The 15072-nt window shown below is 29.9% G+C and carries 19 protein-coding genes; 10 read left to right on the forward strand and 9 right to left on the reverse strand.

Going from position 1 to position 15072, the window contains the following annotated elements; genetic code table 11:
• Nucleotides 1-153: 153 nt before the first annotated feature.
• The 4 genes from ACYEKI_RS09105 to ACYEKI_RS09120 all read right to left on the reverse strand — a co-directional run bounded on the left by ACYEKI_RS09105 (nucleotide 154) and on the right by ACYEKI_RS09120 (nucleotide 2111).
• Entirely contained in the window at nucleotides 154-684 is a 531-nt protein-coding gene (locus ACYEKI_RS09105) for a DUF4199 domain-containing protein (protein WP_459210875.1), read from the reverse strand.
• A 97-nt stretch (nucleotides 685-781) separates the two neighbouring features.
• The gene (locus ACYEKI_RS09110; protein WP_459210876.1) at nucleotides 782-1204 is read right to left on the reverse strand and encodes a helix-turn-helix transcriptional regulator; all 423 of its coding nucleotides are present in this window, start codon (nucleotides 1202-1204) and stop codon (nucleotides 782-784) included.
• A 3-nt stretch (nucleotides 1205-1207) separates the two neighbouring features.
• Nucleotides 1208-1678 carry a hypothetical protein gene (locus tag ACYEKI_RS09115; protein ID WP_459210877.1) on the reverse strand — a complete coding sequence of 157 codons (471 nt, stop codon included), beginning with the start codon at nucleotides 1676-1678 and terminating at the stop codon, nucleotides 1208-1210.
• Nucleotides 1679-1697: 19 nt separating this feature from the next.
• Nucleotides 1698-2111, reverse strand: coding sequence for a VOC family protein (locus ACYEKI_RS09120; RefSeq protein ID WP_459210878.1), 414 nt, complete (start codon nucleotides 2109-2111; stop codon nucleotides 1698-1700).
• A 184-nt stretch (nucleotides 2112-2295) separates the two neighbouring features.
• On the opposite strand from ACYEKI_RS09120, the gene ACYEKI_RS09125 reads away from it, so the two are divergent.
• From ACYEKI_RS09125 to ACYEKI_RS09160, 8 genes are all read left to right on the forward strand, one after another.
• Nucleotides 2296-2883: a TetR/AcrR family transcriptional regulator gene (locus ACYEKI_RS09125; RefSeq protein ID WP_459210879.1), complete on the forward strand. Its 588-nt coding sequence runs from the start codon at nucleotides 2296-2298 to the stop codon at nucleotides 2881-2883.
• 156 nt (nucleotides 2884-3039) lie between these two features.
• Entirely contained in the window at nucleotides 3040-3639 is a 600-nt protein-coding gene (locus tag ACYEKI_RS09130; protein ID WP_459210880.1) for a hypothetical protein, read from the forward strand.
• Nucleotides 3640-3662: 23 nt separating this feature from the next.
• Nucleotides 3663-4439, forward strand: coding sequence for a hypothetical protein (locus ACYEKI_RS09135; RefSeq protein ID WP_459210881.1), 777 nt, complete (start codon nucleotides 3663-3665; stop codon nucleotides 4437-4439).
• Nucleotides 4440-4476: 37 nt separating this feature from the next.
• Nucleotides 4477-5037, forward strand: coding sequence for an SMI1/KNR4 family protein (locus tag ACYEKI_RS09140; protein ID WP_459210882.1), 561 nt, complete (start codon nucleotides 4477-4479; stop codon nucleotides 5035-5037).
• 31 nt (nucleotides 5038-5068) lie between these two features.
• On the forward strand, nucleotides 5069-5482 hold the full coding sequence (locus tag ACYEKI_RS09145; protein ID WP_459210883.1) for a hypothetical protein: 414 nt from the start codon (nucleotides 5069-5071) through the stop codon (nucleotides 5480-5482).
• The gene (locus tag ACYEKI_RS09150; RefSeq protein WP_459210884.1) at nucleotides 5479-6045 is read left to right on the forward strand and encodes a tetratricopeptide repeat protein; all 567 of its coding nucleotides are present in this window, start codon (nucleotides 5479-5481) and stop codon (nucleotides 6043-6045) included. Before ACYEKI_RS09145 ends, ACYEKI_RS09150 begins: the two co-directional genes overlap by 4 nt.
• A gap of 87 nt (nucleotides 6046-6132) precedes the next feature.
• On the forward strand, nucleotides 6133-6783 hold the full coding sequence (locus tag ACYEKI_RS09155; protein ID WP_459210885.1) for a hypothetical protein: 651 nt from the start codon (nucleotides 6133-6135) through the stop codon (nucleotides 6781-6783).
• Nucleotides 6784-6926: 143 nt separating this feature from the next.
• Nucleotides 6927-7499, forward strand: a complete 573-nt coding sequence (locus tag ACYEKI_RS09160; protein ID WP_459210886.1) for a hypothetical protein — start codon at nucleotides 6927-6929, stop codon at nucleotides 7497-7499.
• Between the two features lie 13 nt (nucleotides 7500-7512).
• Here the strand turns inward: ACYEKI_RS09160 and ACYEKI_RS09165 are convergent, their stop codons facing one another.
• The 5 genes from ACYEKI_RS09165 to ACYEKI_RS09185 form a co-directional block, all read right to left on the reverse strand.
• A complete protein-coding gene (locus tag ACYEKI_RS09165) occupies nucleotides 7513-8037 on the reverse strand; it encodes a GNAT family N-acetyltransferase (protein ID WP_459210887.1) in 525 nt (174 codons plus the stop codon).
• Between the two features lie 87 nt (nucleotides 8038-8124).
• Nucleotides 8125-8463: a cupin domain-containing protein gene (locus tag ACYEKI_RS09170; protein ID WP_459210888.1), complete on the reverse strand. Its 339-nt coding sequence runs from the start codon at nucleotides 8461-8463 to the stop codon at nucleotides 8125-8127.
• Nucleotides 8464-8467: 4 nt separating this feature from the next.
• Complete coding sequence (locus ACYEKI_RS09175) at nucleotides 8468-9862, reverse strand: pyridoxal phosphate-dependent decarboxylase family protein (protein WP_459210889.1); 1395 nt, start codon at nucleotides 9860-9862, stop codon at nucleotides 8468-8470.
• Between the two features lie 59 nt (nucleotides 9863-9921).
• On the reverse strand, nucleotides 9922-10743 hold the full coding sequence (locus tag ACYEKI_RS09180; RefSeq protein ID WP_459210890.1) for an AraC family transcriptional regulator: 822 nt from the start codon (nucleotides 10741-10743) through the stop codon (nucleotides 9922-9924).
• A 110-nt stretch (nucleotides 10744-10853) separates the two neighbouring features.
• Nucleotides 10854-11777, reverse strand: a complete 924-nt coding sequence (locus tag ACYEKI_RS09185) for a sensor histidine kinase (RefSeq protein WP_459210891.1) — start codon at nucleotides 11775-11777, stop codon at nucleotides 10854-10856.
• Between the two features lie 289 nt (nucleotides 11778-12066).
• Here ACYEKI_RS09185 and ACYEKI_RS09190 point away from each other — a divergent pair, with 289 nt between their 5' ends.
• Nucleotides 12067-14493 carry a DUF5916 domain-containing protein gene (locus ACYEKI_RS09190; protein WP_459210892.1) on the forward strand — a complete coding sequence of 809 codons (2427 nt, stop codon included), beginning with the start codon at nucleotides 12067-12069 and terminating at the stop codon, nucleotides 14491-14493.
• An 18-nt stretch (nucleotides 14494-14511) separates the two neighbouring features.
• A complete protein-coding gene (locus ACYEKI_RS09195) occupies nucleotides 14512-15072 on the forward strand; it encodes a YceI family protein (RefSeq protein ID WP_459210893.1) in 561 nt (186 codons plus the stop codon).

Consider the following 15072-nt stretch of genomic DNA (forward strand, 5'->3'; position numbering starts at 1 on the left):
AACGTTCTGAATTAGCTTTTCTTATTTATACTTTATTTTTTGTAATCTTAAAATTCCTATCTACATTTTTGCTTTTCTATATAGTTCTCAGGAATCTCATTCATAATTAATATAAGTAATTTATTAAATGTAACTTATATAATTATACTCCTCTTATTCTTTTGATTTAAAAAACAAACTCATAATTAAAGAAAATGCTCCTCCGGTAATAAGATTACCAACAAAAGAAAATTGAGCCTGCATTGTAGTGCTATAATATTTTGTTTGCTCATTGACTTTTTGTGTCAATTCTTGAGCAGGAATATTTTGCTGACTCATTTTCTTAATAAGTACTTCTGTCATATCCTCTATATAAGTCGTATAGATATACTCATAAAAAATGATTGTAAAAACAACTGCAAATACTGCTGTAGATAGACTTACCCACATCCCATTTTTAAATGCTTGTAAGAAACTTATTTTTCCTCCATTATTATTTTTATAAGCTAAAATACTTTTACCTATACCTAATAGTAAAAATAGATATAGTGCAATAAACAATATAGTCCCTCCTATCATAAACATATCATTTTCTATTGCCTTAGGTCCTACCATATGTATTGCTAATAAAAGAAGCATTAATACAGTACCTGATAATGCAATAACAAAACCTGTTTTAATTGCATACTTCGTTTTCTTGTCCATTAGTTATTTTGTTTTTAATATCTGAGAACAAATTTGATAGAAAAGGATTTTTTACACAATTTTCATGGGGTGGATAAAAGGGTGGATATTTTTTATTTCACTCATTTTCAAACATATCAAAAAGCTCTTTCCTATTTTTAATGTTTAATTTTTTATAGCTATTATTGATATGTGTTTTGATGGTAGACAACTCAACAAACATTTCGTTGGCGATATCTTGATTTTTTTTCTTCTTCAAGATCAGTTTTACTACCTCTTTTTCCTTTTGTGTTAGATCAAACTTATCAATTTTTTTAATTTTACTTTTATGCTTGTATTGCTCTATAAGCATTCCAAAAGAGCATACTGTTATAATAAATGGGATTAGCAATAATGAATTTATATAATCAATTTGTGCAATTCCGTAATAACTTGAAAAATACACTACGTTAAATATCAAAACACAGATCACAACCAATATCGCTAATCCAATGATAAAGGCATTTTTGTTTTGAATATTCATTAGTTTATTAGTATTCATATTTTATACCATTCCTTGATCATAAAGTTCAAATTCAAACATTGCTACCTTACTATATCCATAAACTCTTTCTAATATCATATGTACTATTTTTTGAATTCGAGTATGATTATTCCCCATATTTAAAACATAACATGGTATTGTATCAAACTCATAATATGTAAACTCTTTTGAAATATCTAATGCTTTAAATCGATCTTCTGCTTCTTTTTCATTATCAAAAGATAAGTTTATCGAGAAATTAAACTCACTCTTTTCTGTTTGAATCTGTTCAATTAATACCCCATGCATAAGTTGTAAAACAACTTCATTCTCACTGATTAAATTGATCAAAAAAGCATGATTATATGTTTCAAATTGTTTTGAAGTCAATTCGAGAATATGTGGTAATCCTTCATTTAAAGGTACTCTTTGATTTTTACTCCTATCCTTACCACTAAATATACTTAATATTGACTGTACTATTTTTTTCATTGATGATTCATTTTTTAAATTAATTTGCTTCTGGTCCTATCCACATAAAAGGGTTATATGCTATCTCCCATAAATGACTATCTAAATCTTTAAAATATGCATGAAAACCTCCCCAAACTGCCTTTTGTGGTTCTTTTATAATCGTTGCTCCTGCACTTCTTACCAGTTCAATGAGTTTTATTACCTCTTCCTCAGAGGTAACATTATGAACTAGATTTATCCCACTATATCCTGTACCTTCATGAGAGATTCCTGCATCACTAGCTAAGTTTTCGCGATTAGCAAGACCTAACCATGTCCCATTAAGTTTAAAAAATGCCACTCCTGGAGGTGATTCTATCATGTGTAAACCTAATCCATCTCTGTAAAATGTTATCGCTGCTTCTAGATCACTTACTCCAAGCGATATCATACTTATTCTTGAATCCATCATCTACTTACTATTTTCCTGATTGATTTTATATAATGTAACTACTTATACCATATTATTATCGATCAAAGTTACATTTTTTGTATATATATTAAGTTTTATTATTTGTCAATTTTAATTGTACATACTTCTAAAAATAATCCTTTTTTGTTAAATTTATATTTTTGCTCTCAAACGTAAATCCTACATGAAAAACACTAAAACCCGTATCATAAAAAAAGCACTTGAGTTATATAATACTAGAGGAATTTCTAATGTTTCCAGTAAAGCTATCGCTCTTGAGTTGGGTATCAGTGATGGAAACTTACGCTATCATTATAAAAACAAAGAAGCTATTTTAATCACTATACTTAAACGTATGATTGAGGATTTACACGAAACTGAAAAAAACTTTTCGATAGAACAAACTATTGATAGAGCTTTCTTTTTTAACACTTTTAGAAATGCTTATGAGGTTACTTATCACTATCGTTGTATTTTTATAGATCAAGTATATTTACATAAAGAGTTCCCTCTATACTTCGAAGATTTTTCTGCCTATGTACAAATGTGGCGCACAAAATTTTTAGCCCTTTTTGATTATTTATTAGCTCAAAACATATTTAAAACATCATTTTCTAAACAACAGTATAAAGATTTATTTGAGCAAGTTTATATGTTCTCTAATAGTTGGTATTTTTATAAAGAACAAGAACCTGATAAAAATCTAGACTATTTCGCAAATATTGGAGCCTCTATCTTTACTCCTTATTGGACTCATCCAGAAGCTGTATAACACTATATTATAAATAGATAAGTATACTCCTATCACTTTTTGATATTATATTATCACATTTTAATTCAAAATTAGCCTATTTGGGCTATATTCTTTTATAATACATAATATTGATTTAGCTTCGTGGGGCTAATAATTAATTCATCAATATATTTTATGCGATTATCTAAAGAAAAAATCCAAAAAGAATTCCACGATTATCTTTTACCTACTACACTTTCCTCTTTAATAGATTTTGATAATGACATATCAGACAATTACTATTATACAGAAGCATTTGAGTTAACCTATAGAAGTTATTATGATCTTGCTTTAGAACACACCTCAGTAAGAAGAGCGTTTTTTAAAGCTATAATACCTTTCGCGCAAGCTACACATTCTGGATCTTTTTATGCTTTCTGGGCAAAAGATGATACTAAAGATTTAAATCAAGCTCCAATCGTTGTTTTTGGTGATGAAGGAGGCATACATATAATCGCAGATAATATAAACGAACTATTACAAATCATAGCTATCGATGTTGAACCTATGGTCGATGATGAAGAAGTTTTTTTTATTGATGACGAAGAAGATGATTATATCGAGGAAGATGAAGAGGAATCTTCTAGTAAGCATATAGATTCTTTTAAAGAATGGTTACAACGAGATTTGAATTTAACACCATTTACAAAAGACGAAATAGCTCCTGCTATCGAAAAGGCACAACAAAAACATCAAAAGGACTTTGAAACCTGGTTAACTCCATTAGCTAATTAATTACAAATCTCAATTTTACATTTATGAATTTTATCAATTTATTCAAAAAACGACAGGACAATATAGCTCAAGAACCTCAATTTGAGCAAGACATTATTTTAGGAATTCCAGGTAAATGGGATTCAATTGATGCTATTAAAGCTTCTATTATAGAACATTCTAATAATGAACTCACTATTAAAGACAATTTTATTACCGATAGTCAAACAGGTCAAGTTTATGAATTAGATATTTATGATTATGATCCACAAATGTGGCTCGCTTTTAAGAAATGGAGTAAAACACCGCTAGACGAAAATTTCTTGGACGAATTAGATACTCATACGCATACCATTTATCTTGTAGGTCCTGGTGGTAGTATGTCTCTTGCTCAACGTATATCCGAAATAGCCGTGCATATTCTTAATGCTGGTGGTTTTGGTGTAAAAATTGAAACTAGTGGTACTGCATATGACAAATCCAACTGGACAACAACTGTAGGTATAAATGCTCCTATAGCACTATATAGCTTGTATGTAAGACAAATGCAATATGCTAGAACAAGTTTTAGTTATACTTGCGGAATGCATAATTTGGGGCTAGCCGATGTATCTACACGTCAAACAGATTTACAAATAGCCATTCCAGCTGTATTACAATTTAACTCTGATCGCCTGATGGATAATTTAACCATAAAAGCTGGTGATCAATATACTGCCCTTGATACAGATTTTTTAATCACAGAAGAAACCACCTGTCCTACTGCCGATGATGAATATTATAGAAATCCATGGGGAATGTGGTTACTAACTGCAAAATAACCCTCTTATAATTATCTAATATCTTATCATCACCAAAATGAACTGGGAACAGCTATTTGATAGCATCCACTATGACGCATTAGCTGGTGCTACCGAAGGACAATTAAAATTATTTAAAACAACCTGGAATGCCGATTTAACTAAAAGCGAAATCGATGAACTCATAATTTCAGAAAAAAAATTATTTACTTCAGAAGAGCATAAAAACTTTACTCAACATCCAAAATCGTATGATCAATGGAAATTTCCTGATCGAGAACTGCCCAAAAGTTATTTGTCTTTTTTACAGTTTTGCCATACTGGAATAACAACGGTAAAAGGTGACAGGGAAATTCAGTTTTTTTCGACCAAAGAAATTAGGCCATATAATTTGATTTACGGACTCCCCGAAGAGTTACCTGGCGCACTCTCTATTGCTATGGATGGTTATGGAAATCAATTGTTTTTTGATATGAGAGAAAAAACAATTGATGACGAATATAAAATTTATGCATGTTCTTCTAGCGATCTAGATTGGGATGAAGCTAAAATTATAGCTGACTCTTTTGTGGATTTTTGCTTAGGCGAAACCGCTATTGATCAATTTATGTATGCGTAAATAATTTTCAATATTCATTAATATTAAACGAATGGCTTCAAAACAATTCAGAAAAATTGTAGTTAATAACCAAACTTATTTATGGAATCGCGCACATTATCATCTAGTTGAATACAAACATTCTGCATGTATAGAAACGGTTGTTGTGTATCTAGAAGGTTATAAAAATTCTCCTATGCGAGTTTCTTTTAGAGAAGAAGATAACTTGGAGATATACACAGATCTAGAAAAAGGAAATTGGTGCGTAGGTTATCCTAGATCTGGAGTTATTTGGTTTTCTGGTCAAAAAAATATTGATATCAACTTAAATAGACCTGCTGTAGTAGCTAAACTAATTAAATATTTTACAAAAACACAGTGGAAACCTATGAAACGAACAAAACCACTTATTATCGATAATGCCTTAACATTATTGGATCAATTAGATTTACCACAAGGATTATGAATACAACAATTCGTCAATATTTAACTTACAGTTTTATCTTTATAGCTTTCTTTAATAGTTATAGTCAATCTTGCTTTACTAAAGAAACACTTCGATTTAAATCCGAATCACAAACTTATAAAAGTGAAACTATCTCTTGGTTAAAAGATGCTGCCCAAGCTAATTATGCCTATGCTGCTCATGATTTAGGATTGATATATGTGCGTGGTCGCAAGGTTTCTAGGGATTATGATAAAGCTTATTCTTATTTTGAAAAAGCTGCTTTACTTGGTCTTCATAATTCTATGAGAAGTCTAGGCATTATGTGGAAAAATGGTGAAGGTAGGACTGTCAACTTAGCCAAAGCTTATGGATGGTATCGCTTAGCTGGAGAATATATCCCTACTTCGTGGAGTACCTGGAGTATTCCTAGAGCAAAAATTGCCATGTTTAAACGTATGGCTAGTGAATTAGCAGAAAATATGACTCCTGAAGAACTTAAAGAAGGAGAAAAATATTATAAAAAAATGAAAGCTAGAATACAATGCGATTTTCTAACTTGGGTTACTGATCAAAATCCTTAATAATATCTGTTTGATTTTATGAAATTAACTTATCACTTAAAAATAGTATAACACTTTCATTATTACTCATTTCTTATTTTACATCTTATGTCACAATATTATATTTATATACTCGTAGCTATAATGGTTATTGTCATGCAATTCTTTGGTTTAAAAAGATTCAAAAAACTTAAGAATAGAACCAAAACATTAAGAGCCGAAGCTACTCGCCTAGGACTTTCTTATCATTATTACAATGATAATTATGAACGTGATTATGTATTAGGGTTTGATTACCTTGACCGTTCAAAAGGATTAGCAAATAGTTCTGGAGGTGCGTATCATATGATTAGTGGTCAATATCATAATCAAACTGTTTTATCTTTTGATTATCTTTTTACTGCTACTAGGACAAGTGCTGTTACATATTCTCAAACAGTTTTTTTCTTTTTTGATATATCACCAGACATTCCAGATTTTATAATAACTCCTAACAACAGTCTTCGTCAAGCTTTAAAGAAAAGTTATACAAATGCATCTATCCAACAACAGTTTGAGGAACAATTTATATATCAAAATAACAGTAATCGCTCGTATTCTTTATCTCAAGGATTCTTAAAAAAATGTATGGAATATCCTGAATTAAGAATTCAAAAAATAGATGATCGCATAGTTTTTTTTGAAAAGGATTACATCATCAAACCTGAGCATTTACAAGATAATCTAGATTTTTATACGCAACTCATACAACAATTATAATGTTATGTCAAAAACATTGATCAAAGTAATCATTTTCATTTTGATAGTAATCTTATTAGGTTATGGTCTCTTACTTTTATGGGATGAAATGGACCTTTTAAAATGTTAATCTTAAATTACAATTATTATTCTTAAGTTACTTCATGAAAAAAATACTACTCTTATTCTTGATGATATCATCTTATTCTTGGGCAGATCCAAGGGATAATTTTACCTTAAAAGAAGCTCAAAATTTATCATTATTTTTAAAATATGATCCTTTTATTGTAGATTATTGTGACTGTTGCAGCTATGAAGGAGACTATGCTGTAAAAGTACATCTTATGAAAGTGATTTCTTCTGAAATTGTTTCATGTGAATGGGATCCAGAATTTTATAGTGTAAAAGTAAAAGTTGAGATCTTAGCTCAGATACCTTATAATGAAAATGGTTTGGATTATAATTCTCCTATAAAAATCACAAAACGTCAAGAAGAACTAATTGTTAATGCTAATTACTTTTGGGGTTTTAAAGAATTGTTTTTTAAAAATGCTCCTATTGTACCTTTGGTTCCTTTTGATGCTATTTTAAAATATCAAGATGATGTGAATTATGGTGATTGTAGAGCCATTACAAATTTTCCAGATCCAAGAAAAATTAATGACAAACAATACGATACTTGGTATTCTAATATTCTCAATTCTTTTGAAGACTATGATAGTGAGGAAGGCTATTAAATCACGCCCTCTATTATTCTAAGTTCTCTTTTAAAAGACGATATCTACTTACTGTTTGATGAAAATTAATCCATCCTGGAGTTGTTTCATATGTTTTAAGAAATTCAAAACCTAGTTTTAAAAGCGTTTTATTAGGAGCTATGTTTGCTGCTCTAGGTTCGCAAATAAGTTCTTTTAAGTCAAAATACTTAAAATATAAAGGAATGGTTTTTTGTAAGAAATGTAATCCTAATCCACTTTTACGTTTCTCATTTTTCCATACATGTAAATGCATTGTAGCTGATGAACCAAAAACAATATTATTAATATTTGAATGTCCTATTGGTTCATTATCCATAAGCCAAACCACATAAAAGAAAGCTCTTTCATTAAAGGGTTTTACTATATCTAATTGTAATTTTTTAATCCATTGTTCTCTTTCTGGTAATTTGGCCCTATCAACTCCCATTTTTTCAAGAAAAGCAGCTTCTGCATTGAGAAAATAATCAACCATTAATTCAATTTCATTAAGACACATTTCTCTTGCCTCTATTTTCATGTGCAATATTTTTGTTTTACATGTAAATATAATTAGTATATCCTCAAAAAGGAAATTTAAATTCTTTTAAGGATATATTACAGCTGTTTATATTGAAGTCTTTTCTTTATATCTATCTACTTGGTCAAATAATGTCAAATCCTTATATCCTGCTTTTATTTTGGCCGAATGAATCACATCTTTTTCTATATAATAATGATCTCCTTTTTTAAGATGTTTGATTTTACCTGCTATATTAATTTCCATTTCGCCATCTAATACGATGCCCCATTGTGCATTGTGAGAATGAGGTGGAACTTCTACATCTCTATCAAACTCCATAAAGATAAATTGTTGTTCACCAGCTTGTATTAGTCTAGACATCACCCCTTCCAAAGCTATTTCTGCTTCAGGGAATCTAGCTATTAATGGATTATTTTCTATCATTTTATTATGCCTTTATTTCTTTATTCAATTTAAGTATTAATTCCATTATGCGATCAATATCAGTTGTTGTAGTTGCCCAATTTGATACACTAATACGCATAGCTTCTTTTCCTTGCCAATTTGTGCCACTAAACCACGCTAAGCCGTCATCTTGTATAGCTTTAATCATCAATTTAGTTTTTTTACTCGACCCAAAAGAAACCATTACTTGATTAATAAAAACTTCATTCAATATTTCAAAACCTGCTGCTTTTAATTGACTTTCAAAATATTTTGTCAATCGACATGAATTATCGATCATTTCAGAAACACCTCTTTTTCCTAAACTTTTTAATGCCGCCCACAATTCTACAGCTCTAGCTCTTCTAGAAGTTTCTAATGTTGTATTCATAGGATCTTCGCTATCTTGAATCAAGTAGTTTGCTTTTAACTGAATACTTTCTTGAATAGCCCTTTCATTACGAAACAATGCAATCCCAGAATCATATGGTGTATTAAGCCATTTATGCCCATCTGTTGCCCACGAATCTGCTTTTTCAATACCTTTTGTTAAATACCTATAATGTTGAGATGTCCTTGCCCATAACCCAAAAGCCCCATCAACATGTACCCATGCACCATATTTTTTTGCTTTGTCTATTATATAATTAAAATCATCAAACCCTCCTGTATCAGTATTACCTGCATTAAGGCATACTATAGTTGGTTCATCATTAAATCTAGGCAATGCTGTAATATCTATTACTCCTGCTTTATTTACAGATACTTTCTCGATCTGTTCATTACCAATACCTATTACTCGTAAAGCTCTAAGCATTGTTGTATGAACTTCTTCTCCTACTATAACTCGTATTTTTGGAGCACCTATAAGCCCTTTCTTTACTACATCCCAACCATATTTTTTTAATACATAATTTCTAGCTCCCACTAAGCATAAGATATCAGCTGTTGTAGTCCCAGTTACATAGGAGCATGTCGTATCCGAGGGTAAATTTAAAATATCTACTATCCATTCTTCTACTACTTTCTCTAATTTACAAACGGTTGGAGACATTAATTTCATGGTAGGAGATTGGTCCCATACTGTAGCCAACCACATTGCTGCTATACTGGCAGGTAATGCTCCTCCATTAACAAAACCAAAATAACGAGGACTTGCAGTAAGCATCGTACCAGGACTTCCTAGTGTATTCAATTCTTTTATAATAGCTGTAGCATTTGTTGCATTCTCTGGTAGTTTATAAACAAATTGTTCCAGATTTAATACATCTTCTTTACTAGGAAGCACATTTCTATGGGGTAATGCTCTCAAAAATTCTTTAGATACTTGATGAGTCAGATCCAATACCTCTTCCTTTTCTCTCCAAAGATTATTAATATCAAAGTTTTTATTACTCATTATAATTAGATTTTGAGCAAAACTATGATATGGTAAATTCTAAAACTTGTATATTATTGCTATCGTATCTGTTTTTGGTATTGCTTAGGTGTTATTCCTAAAAAAAGCTTAAAATTACGAATGAAATGACTTTGATCATAAAAACCAACTTCATATGCAATTTCAGTAGATGTCTTCATTCTCTTTAACAGTTTACGTGCTTTATTTAACCTTAAGTTAATCAAATATTGATGTGGTGGTATTCCATTAGCTTTAGCAAACATTCGGTTTAAGTGATATGGACTTAGTTCTGCTATCTCTGCTAATTCTTTTAATTCAATTTTTTTAGTGTAATTATCATGTAGATATTCTTCAACTTTATTTAATGTCTTTCTATCCTTATGTTCTCTAATTATATCTTGATGAGATATAGTGTGGTTCTTAATTAAATATACTAATACTTCGTACAAATAATTTTGTTTTTGAATACAATCAAAAGTATTATTCCTTAAAACTGTATGTAAATTAATTAAGTGTTTCTCTACATAGGTATCCCTAATAGCAAATTGAGAGAACTTGGGATTCCCTTTATTTTTATCAAAAACTTCTTGACCTATATTATTAATAAGTTCAGGTTTGATATAAAACATTATATATATAAAACCATGATCATCTAAGTTTTCACTATTATGAATTGTTTGAGGGTTTACAACAGGAATATCTCCTTTTATCATATACTTATCCCTCTTGTGTTTTGAATCATATCCTTGAATACCATATTCCATAACTCCAATAGCATATTCATCATGAATATGAGCTTGACTCTTATAAGATTTAATATTTGCAGACATTATTTCTACACCATCAAGATCTTTATCTATATGGAAATCTACTTGATTCATTTAAAATTACTCTATTAGAGATACTATAAAATTCATAAAATAAATGGTCTCACAAATTTAGTTAAATTTATTTTTGACTACCTCACTATAGTTTTTATATGCTATATAAATCAGTTTTTCACTTTTGTTAACTTTATAAATAATTGTATTTTATATAGACTATCTTCATCATTTATGTTTAATTCATATTGATCGGGATAAAGTAATTCTAAACGCTTTCTTACATTTTCTAACCCTATTCCTTTAGATAGTTTTTCGTTATTGCTAGTCGCCAAAAAACTATTTGTGCAATTAAAATAAAGTGCCCCGTCATCTTTAACTTTTATATCTATATCTATTGTAATATTATCACCTTGGCTAGCCGTACTATGCTTAAATGCATTTTCTACAAACATGGTCAATATAAGCGGTGCTATAACAAAATTATCTGAAGCTATCGCTGACGAAAAATTAACTACTCCTCTATTTTCTATTTGAAGCTCATTTAAAGCAGTAAAATCTTCAAGATGTTTGATTTCTTTGGATAGTGGGACAAAATTCTCTTTACAATCATATAACATATACCGTATAACAGATGAAAGTTCCAAAATAATAGAAGGTGTTTTAGGAGAATTCTCTATAGCATAAGAATATAGATTATTAAGATTATTGAATAAAAAATGTGGATTAATCTGTGATTTCAAAAAGCGTAATTCACTTTCGTTTACAGCTAATTGCAAACTCTCTAACTCTTGTTGTTTTTGTATAGCATCCCAAGCCATTTTAAAACTCACCATCATAAACAGAAAAGGGAAAATACTTAATATGGTATAAAAAACATTAGAGATTATTGCTCCTCTATGTCCACCTACCAATACAGGCTCTAATACGTATTCTTCCATAAAATAAACCCCTAATAATACCATTATGATAAGTAACCAAAAAGTTAGCATCTTCTTGGTATAAAAAAATCTAGGAACAAGTACGTAGCTTATAAAAAGAGCAGTCAATGCATAAAAACCAAAAAAGGCAATATCATACATATAAACTTTCATTTCATGCTTATTTAATGCATACATCAAAAAGAGTATAACAAAAAATATGCTTTGATATAGAAACTCCTTAAATCGTGTTTTTTGCAATAACGTTTTCATAATTCAAAAATATAAAGAGTTGTTAAACTTTTCTTATAATCTTGGGTTTACAACAAAATTAATAGGGTCAACAGTAATTCTTATCGGTTATTCGACGATTTGCTGTTGAACTGCTTACTTTGGATGTTGATAGATTTTGTTTTTTCAACTAAGGCATCTATTTCATTTTTGTTTTTGAAAAAGAAGAAAAATGAAAAAGGAATTACTAACCATACTATATTTTTGTGTCGTTGTTTTAAGTTATGCGCAACAAAAAACAATTACTGCCTCTCGTATACAGTCTACCATAAAAATTGACGGTGAATTAAACGAATCTGAATGGAACTCGGCAAACGAAGCTACAGATTTTACTATGCTTACTCCAGATAATGGAACACCTGCTCCTGTAACTCATAAAAGTAGCGTTAAACTATTATATGATGATACCTCCATTTACATTGCTGCTTACCTTCACGATCCAAATCCAGAATCCATTACCAATCAATTTACTTTACGTGATAATGTTTTTGGTGAAACCGATGTGTTTACTATTGCTATCAATCCTTATAATGATGGTATTAACGAAAATAAATTTTATGTTACTTCTGCCGGTACTCAAGGAGATTCAAAAACAATTCCGAATAGAAGACGAGGAAATGCCGATGATTTTAGTATCAATTATGTATGGGAAAGTAGTGTAAATATCGTTGATGATGGTTGGATAGTAGAAATAAAGATTCCGTATTCTGCATTGCGTTTCTCTAGTGATACAAAAGATTGGAGTATCAATTTTTTTAGAGATATTAAATCTTTAAATCAAATCTATTCTTGGAATTATGTAGATAGAAGTATTGGACGAGAAGCACAGTATCATGGTTTACTTAAAGGTATTTCTAATATTACTCCTCCACTTAGATTAAATTTTTTACCCTTTGTATCTGGAAAAACAGAATTACAAGAAGGTGAATTTGAAAACGATTTAAACTTTGGACTTGATGTAAAATATGGTTTAAGTGATAGCTTCACACTTGATGCTACTTTAATCCCTGATTTTAGTCAAACTGGATTTGATGCACTTACCCTTAATCTAGGTCCATTTGAACAAACTTTTAGAGAACAACGTCAATTTTTCACAGAAGGTGTTGAGTTATTTGAAAAAGGAGATTTATTCTTTTCTCGTCGTATAGGTAACGCTCCTAGTAGTTCTCCTAACCTAAAAGAAAATGAAGAAATAATTGATTCCCCTACAGAAGTTAAAGTTCTTAATGCTTTAAAATTATCTGGTAGAACAAAAAAAGGATTAGGTATCGGTTTTTTTAATGCTATTACCGAATCTACATCGGCTACTATAAGAGATACAAATACAGGAGAAGAACGAAAAGAAGAAGTTGAACCATTCACAAATTATAATGTATTTGTACTCGATCAACAGTTTAATAATAATTCGTCTGTAGCTTTTACAAATACTAATGTATTTAGAACAGGAAGTTTTAGAGATGCCAATGTATCTGCCTTATCTTGGGATATCTCAACCAGATCAAATTCATATAATATTAATGGTAACGCACGTTTAAGCGCCGTTAATGATACTGAAACGCTAAATGGATTTAGTTCTGAATTGCGTTTCTCAAAAACTAAAGGAAATTTTAGATTTGGAGTGAATCACAGATTTAGTGATGATAAATTTGATAATAATGATCTAGGTCGACAGTTTAGAAATAACTTTAGCAATTTTGGTTGGAATCTTAATTACCAAACTTTTACTCCTACTCAATGGTTTAATAGCTATCGTATATTCTTCTGGGGGAATCGTAATTATCTATATAAACCTAATGTACATACTGGAACTTTTGGTGGTATAGATACTAATTTTACACTTAAAAACTTTGATTCTTTAGGTTTTGAAGCTTGGGGAGCTTGGGGAAATCGTTATGATTATTTTGAACCTAGAGTTGCTGGTCGTTTCTTTAAGCAAGGTATTGATTATAATCTTTTATTCTTTTACAATACTGATAGGGGTAAAAAACTGTCTTCTTCATTTAGATTTCATTTTAAGGATTATTTAGAAACAGAGCAACGTTCTTATAACTTTAGAATATCTCCTAGATATCGCTTCAATAATAAGTTAAACATTAGTTATTCTCTTAATCTTGATCTCACAAGAGCACAAACAGGATATGTAGATGATAATGGTACTGATGTTATCTTTGGTGATAGAGATCGTATTAGGACTGAAAATCAAATTCAGTTAAACTATAACTTCAATACTAAACAAGCATTATCTCTTAATTTCAGGCATTTTTGGACTACAGTTCAATACAAAAATAGATTCTATGATCTTTTAGATGATGGGACATTACAATCCTCGTCTCCAGATTTAAGCTTTAATCCAGATACCAATTTTAATGTATGGAATTTAGACTTGAGCTATAGTTGGCAATTTGCTCCAGGGAGTCAAGCTATATTATTATATCGAAATTCTATTTTTCAAAATACCGACGAAGGATCATTGGGCTATTTTGAGAGTCTAAATAATCTTTTTGAAGAGCCTATTAAACAAACTTTATCCTTAAGAATTGTTTACTACTTAGACTATCTCAACGTAAAAAACATCTTTAAAAGTAAATCAAATATATAAACCTAAAATTGTATACAAATGAATATCAAAAAATTATTAACAGCCTTATTATTCTTAGCGATTACTACCGCTCAAGCACAATCAACATGGAAATTAGATGCAGGACATTCTTCTATCAATTTTGCTGTATCTCATCTTGTAATTTCTGAAACAACTGGATCTTTTGATCAATTTGACATAACAGCTATTACAGAAGAGGATTTTAAAAATCCAAAATTTGAAGTTGCTATTGAAACTGCTAGTATCAATACAAAAAATGAAAGAAGAGATAATCACCTAAGAGCTGATGATTTCTTTGGTGCAGAAAAATTTCCTAAGATTACTTTTAAAAGTACTTCTTTTGAAAAAGTTGATGATAAAACCTTTAAAACAACTGGTGATTTAACTATTAAAGGAATTACCAAGAAAGTAACTTTTAACGGTAAATTAAACGGTATTTTAAAAAGTGACCGTGGACAAAAAGCTGGATTAAAATTAAACACTACAATCAAACGTACAGATTTTAAAGTAGGTAGTTCAGGAGGTTCTGTTGGTGAAGATGTAACAGTAACTATCAATCTAGAAATGGCTAAAAAATAA

Origin of the sequence: Aquimarina rhabdastrellae (assembly GCA_947387485.1) — a bacterium.
Lineage (GTDB): Bacteria > Bacteroidota > Bacteroidia > Flavobacteriales > Flavobacteriaceae > Aquimarina.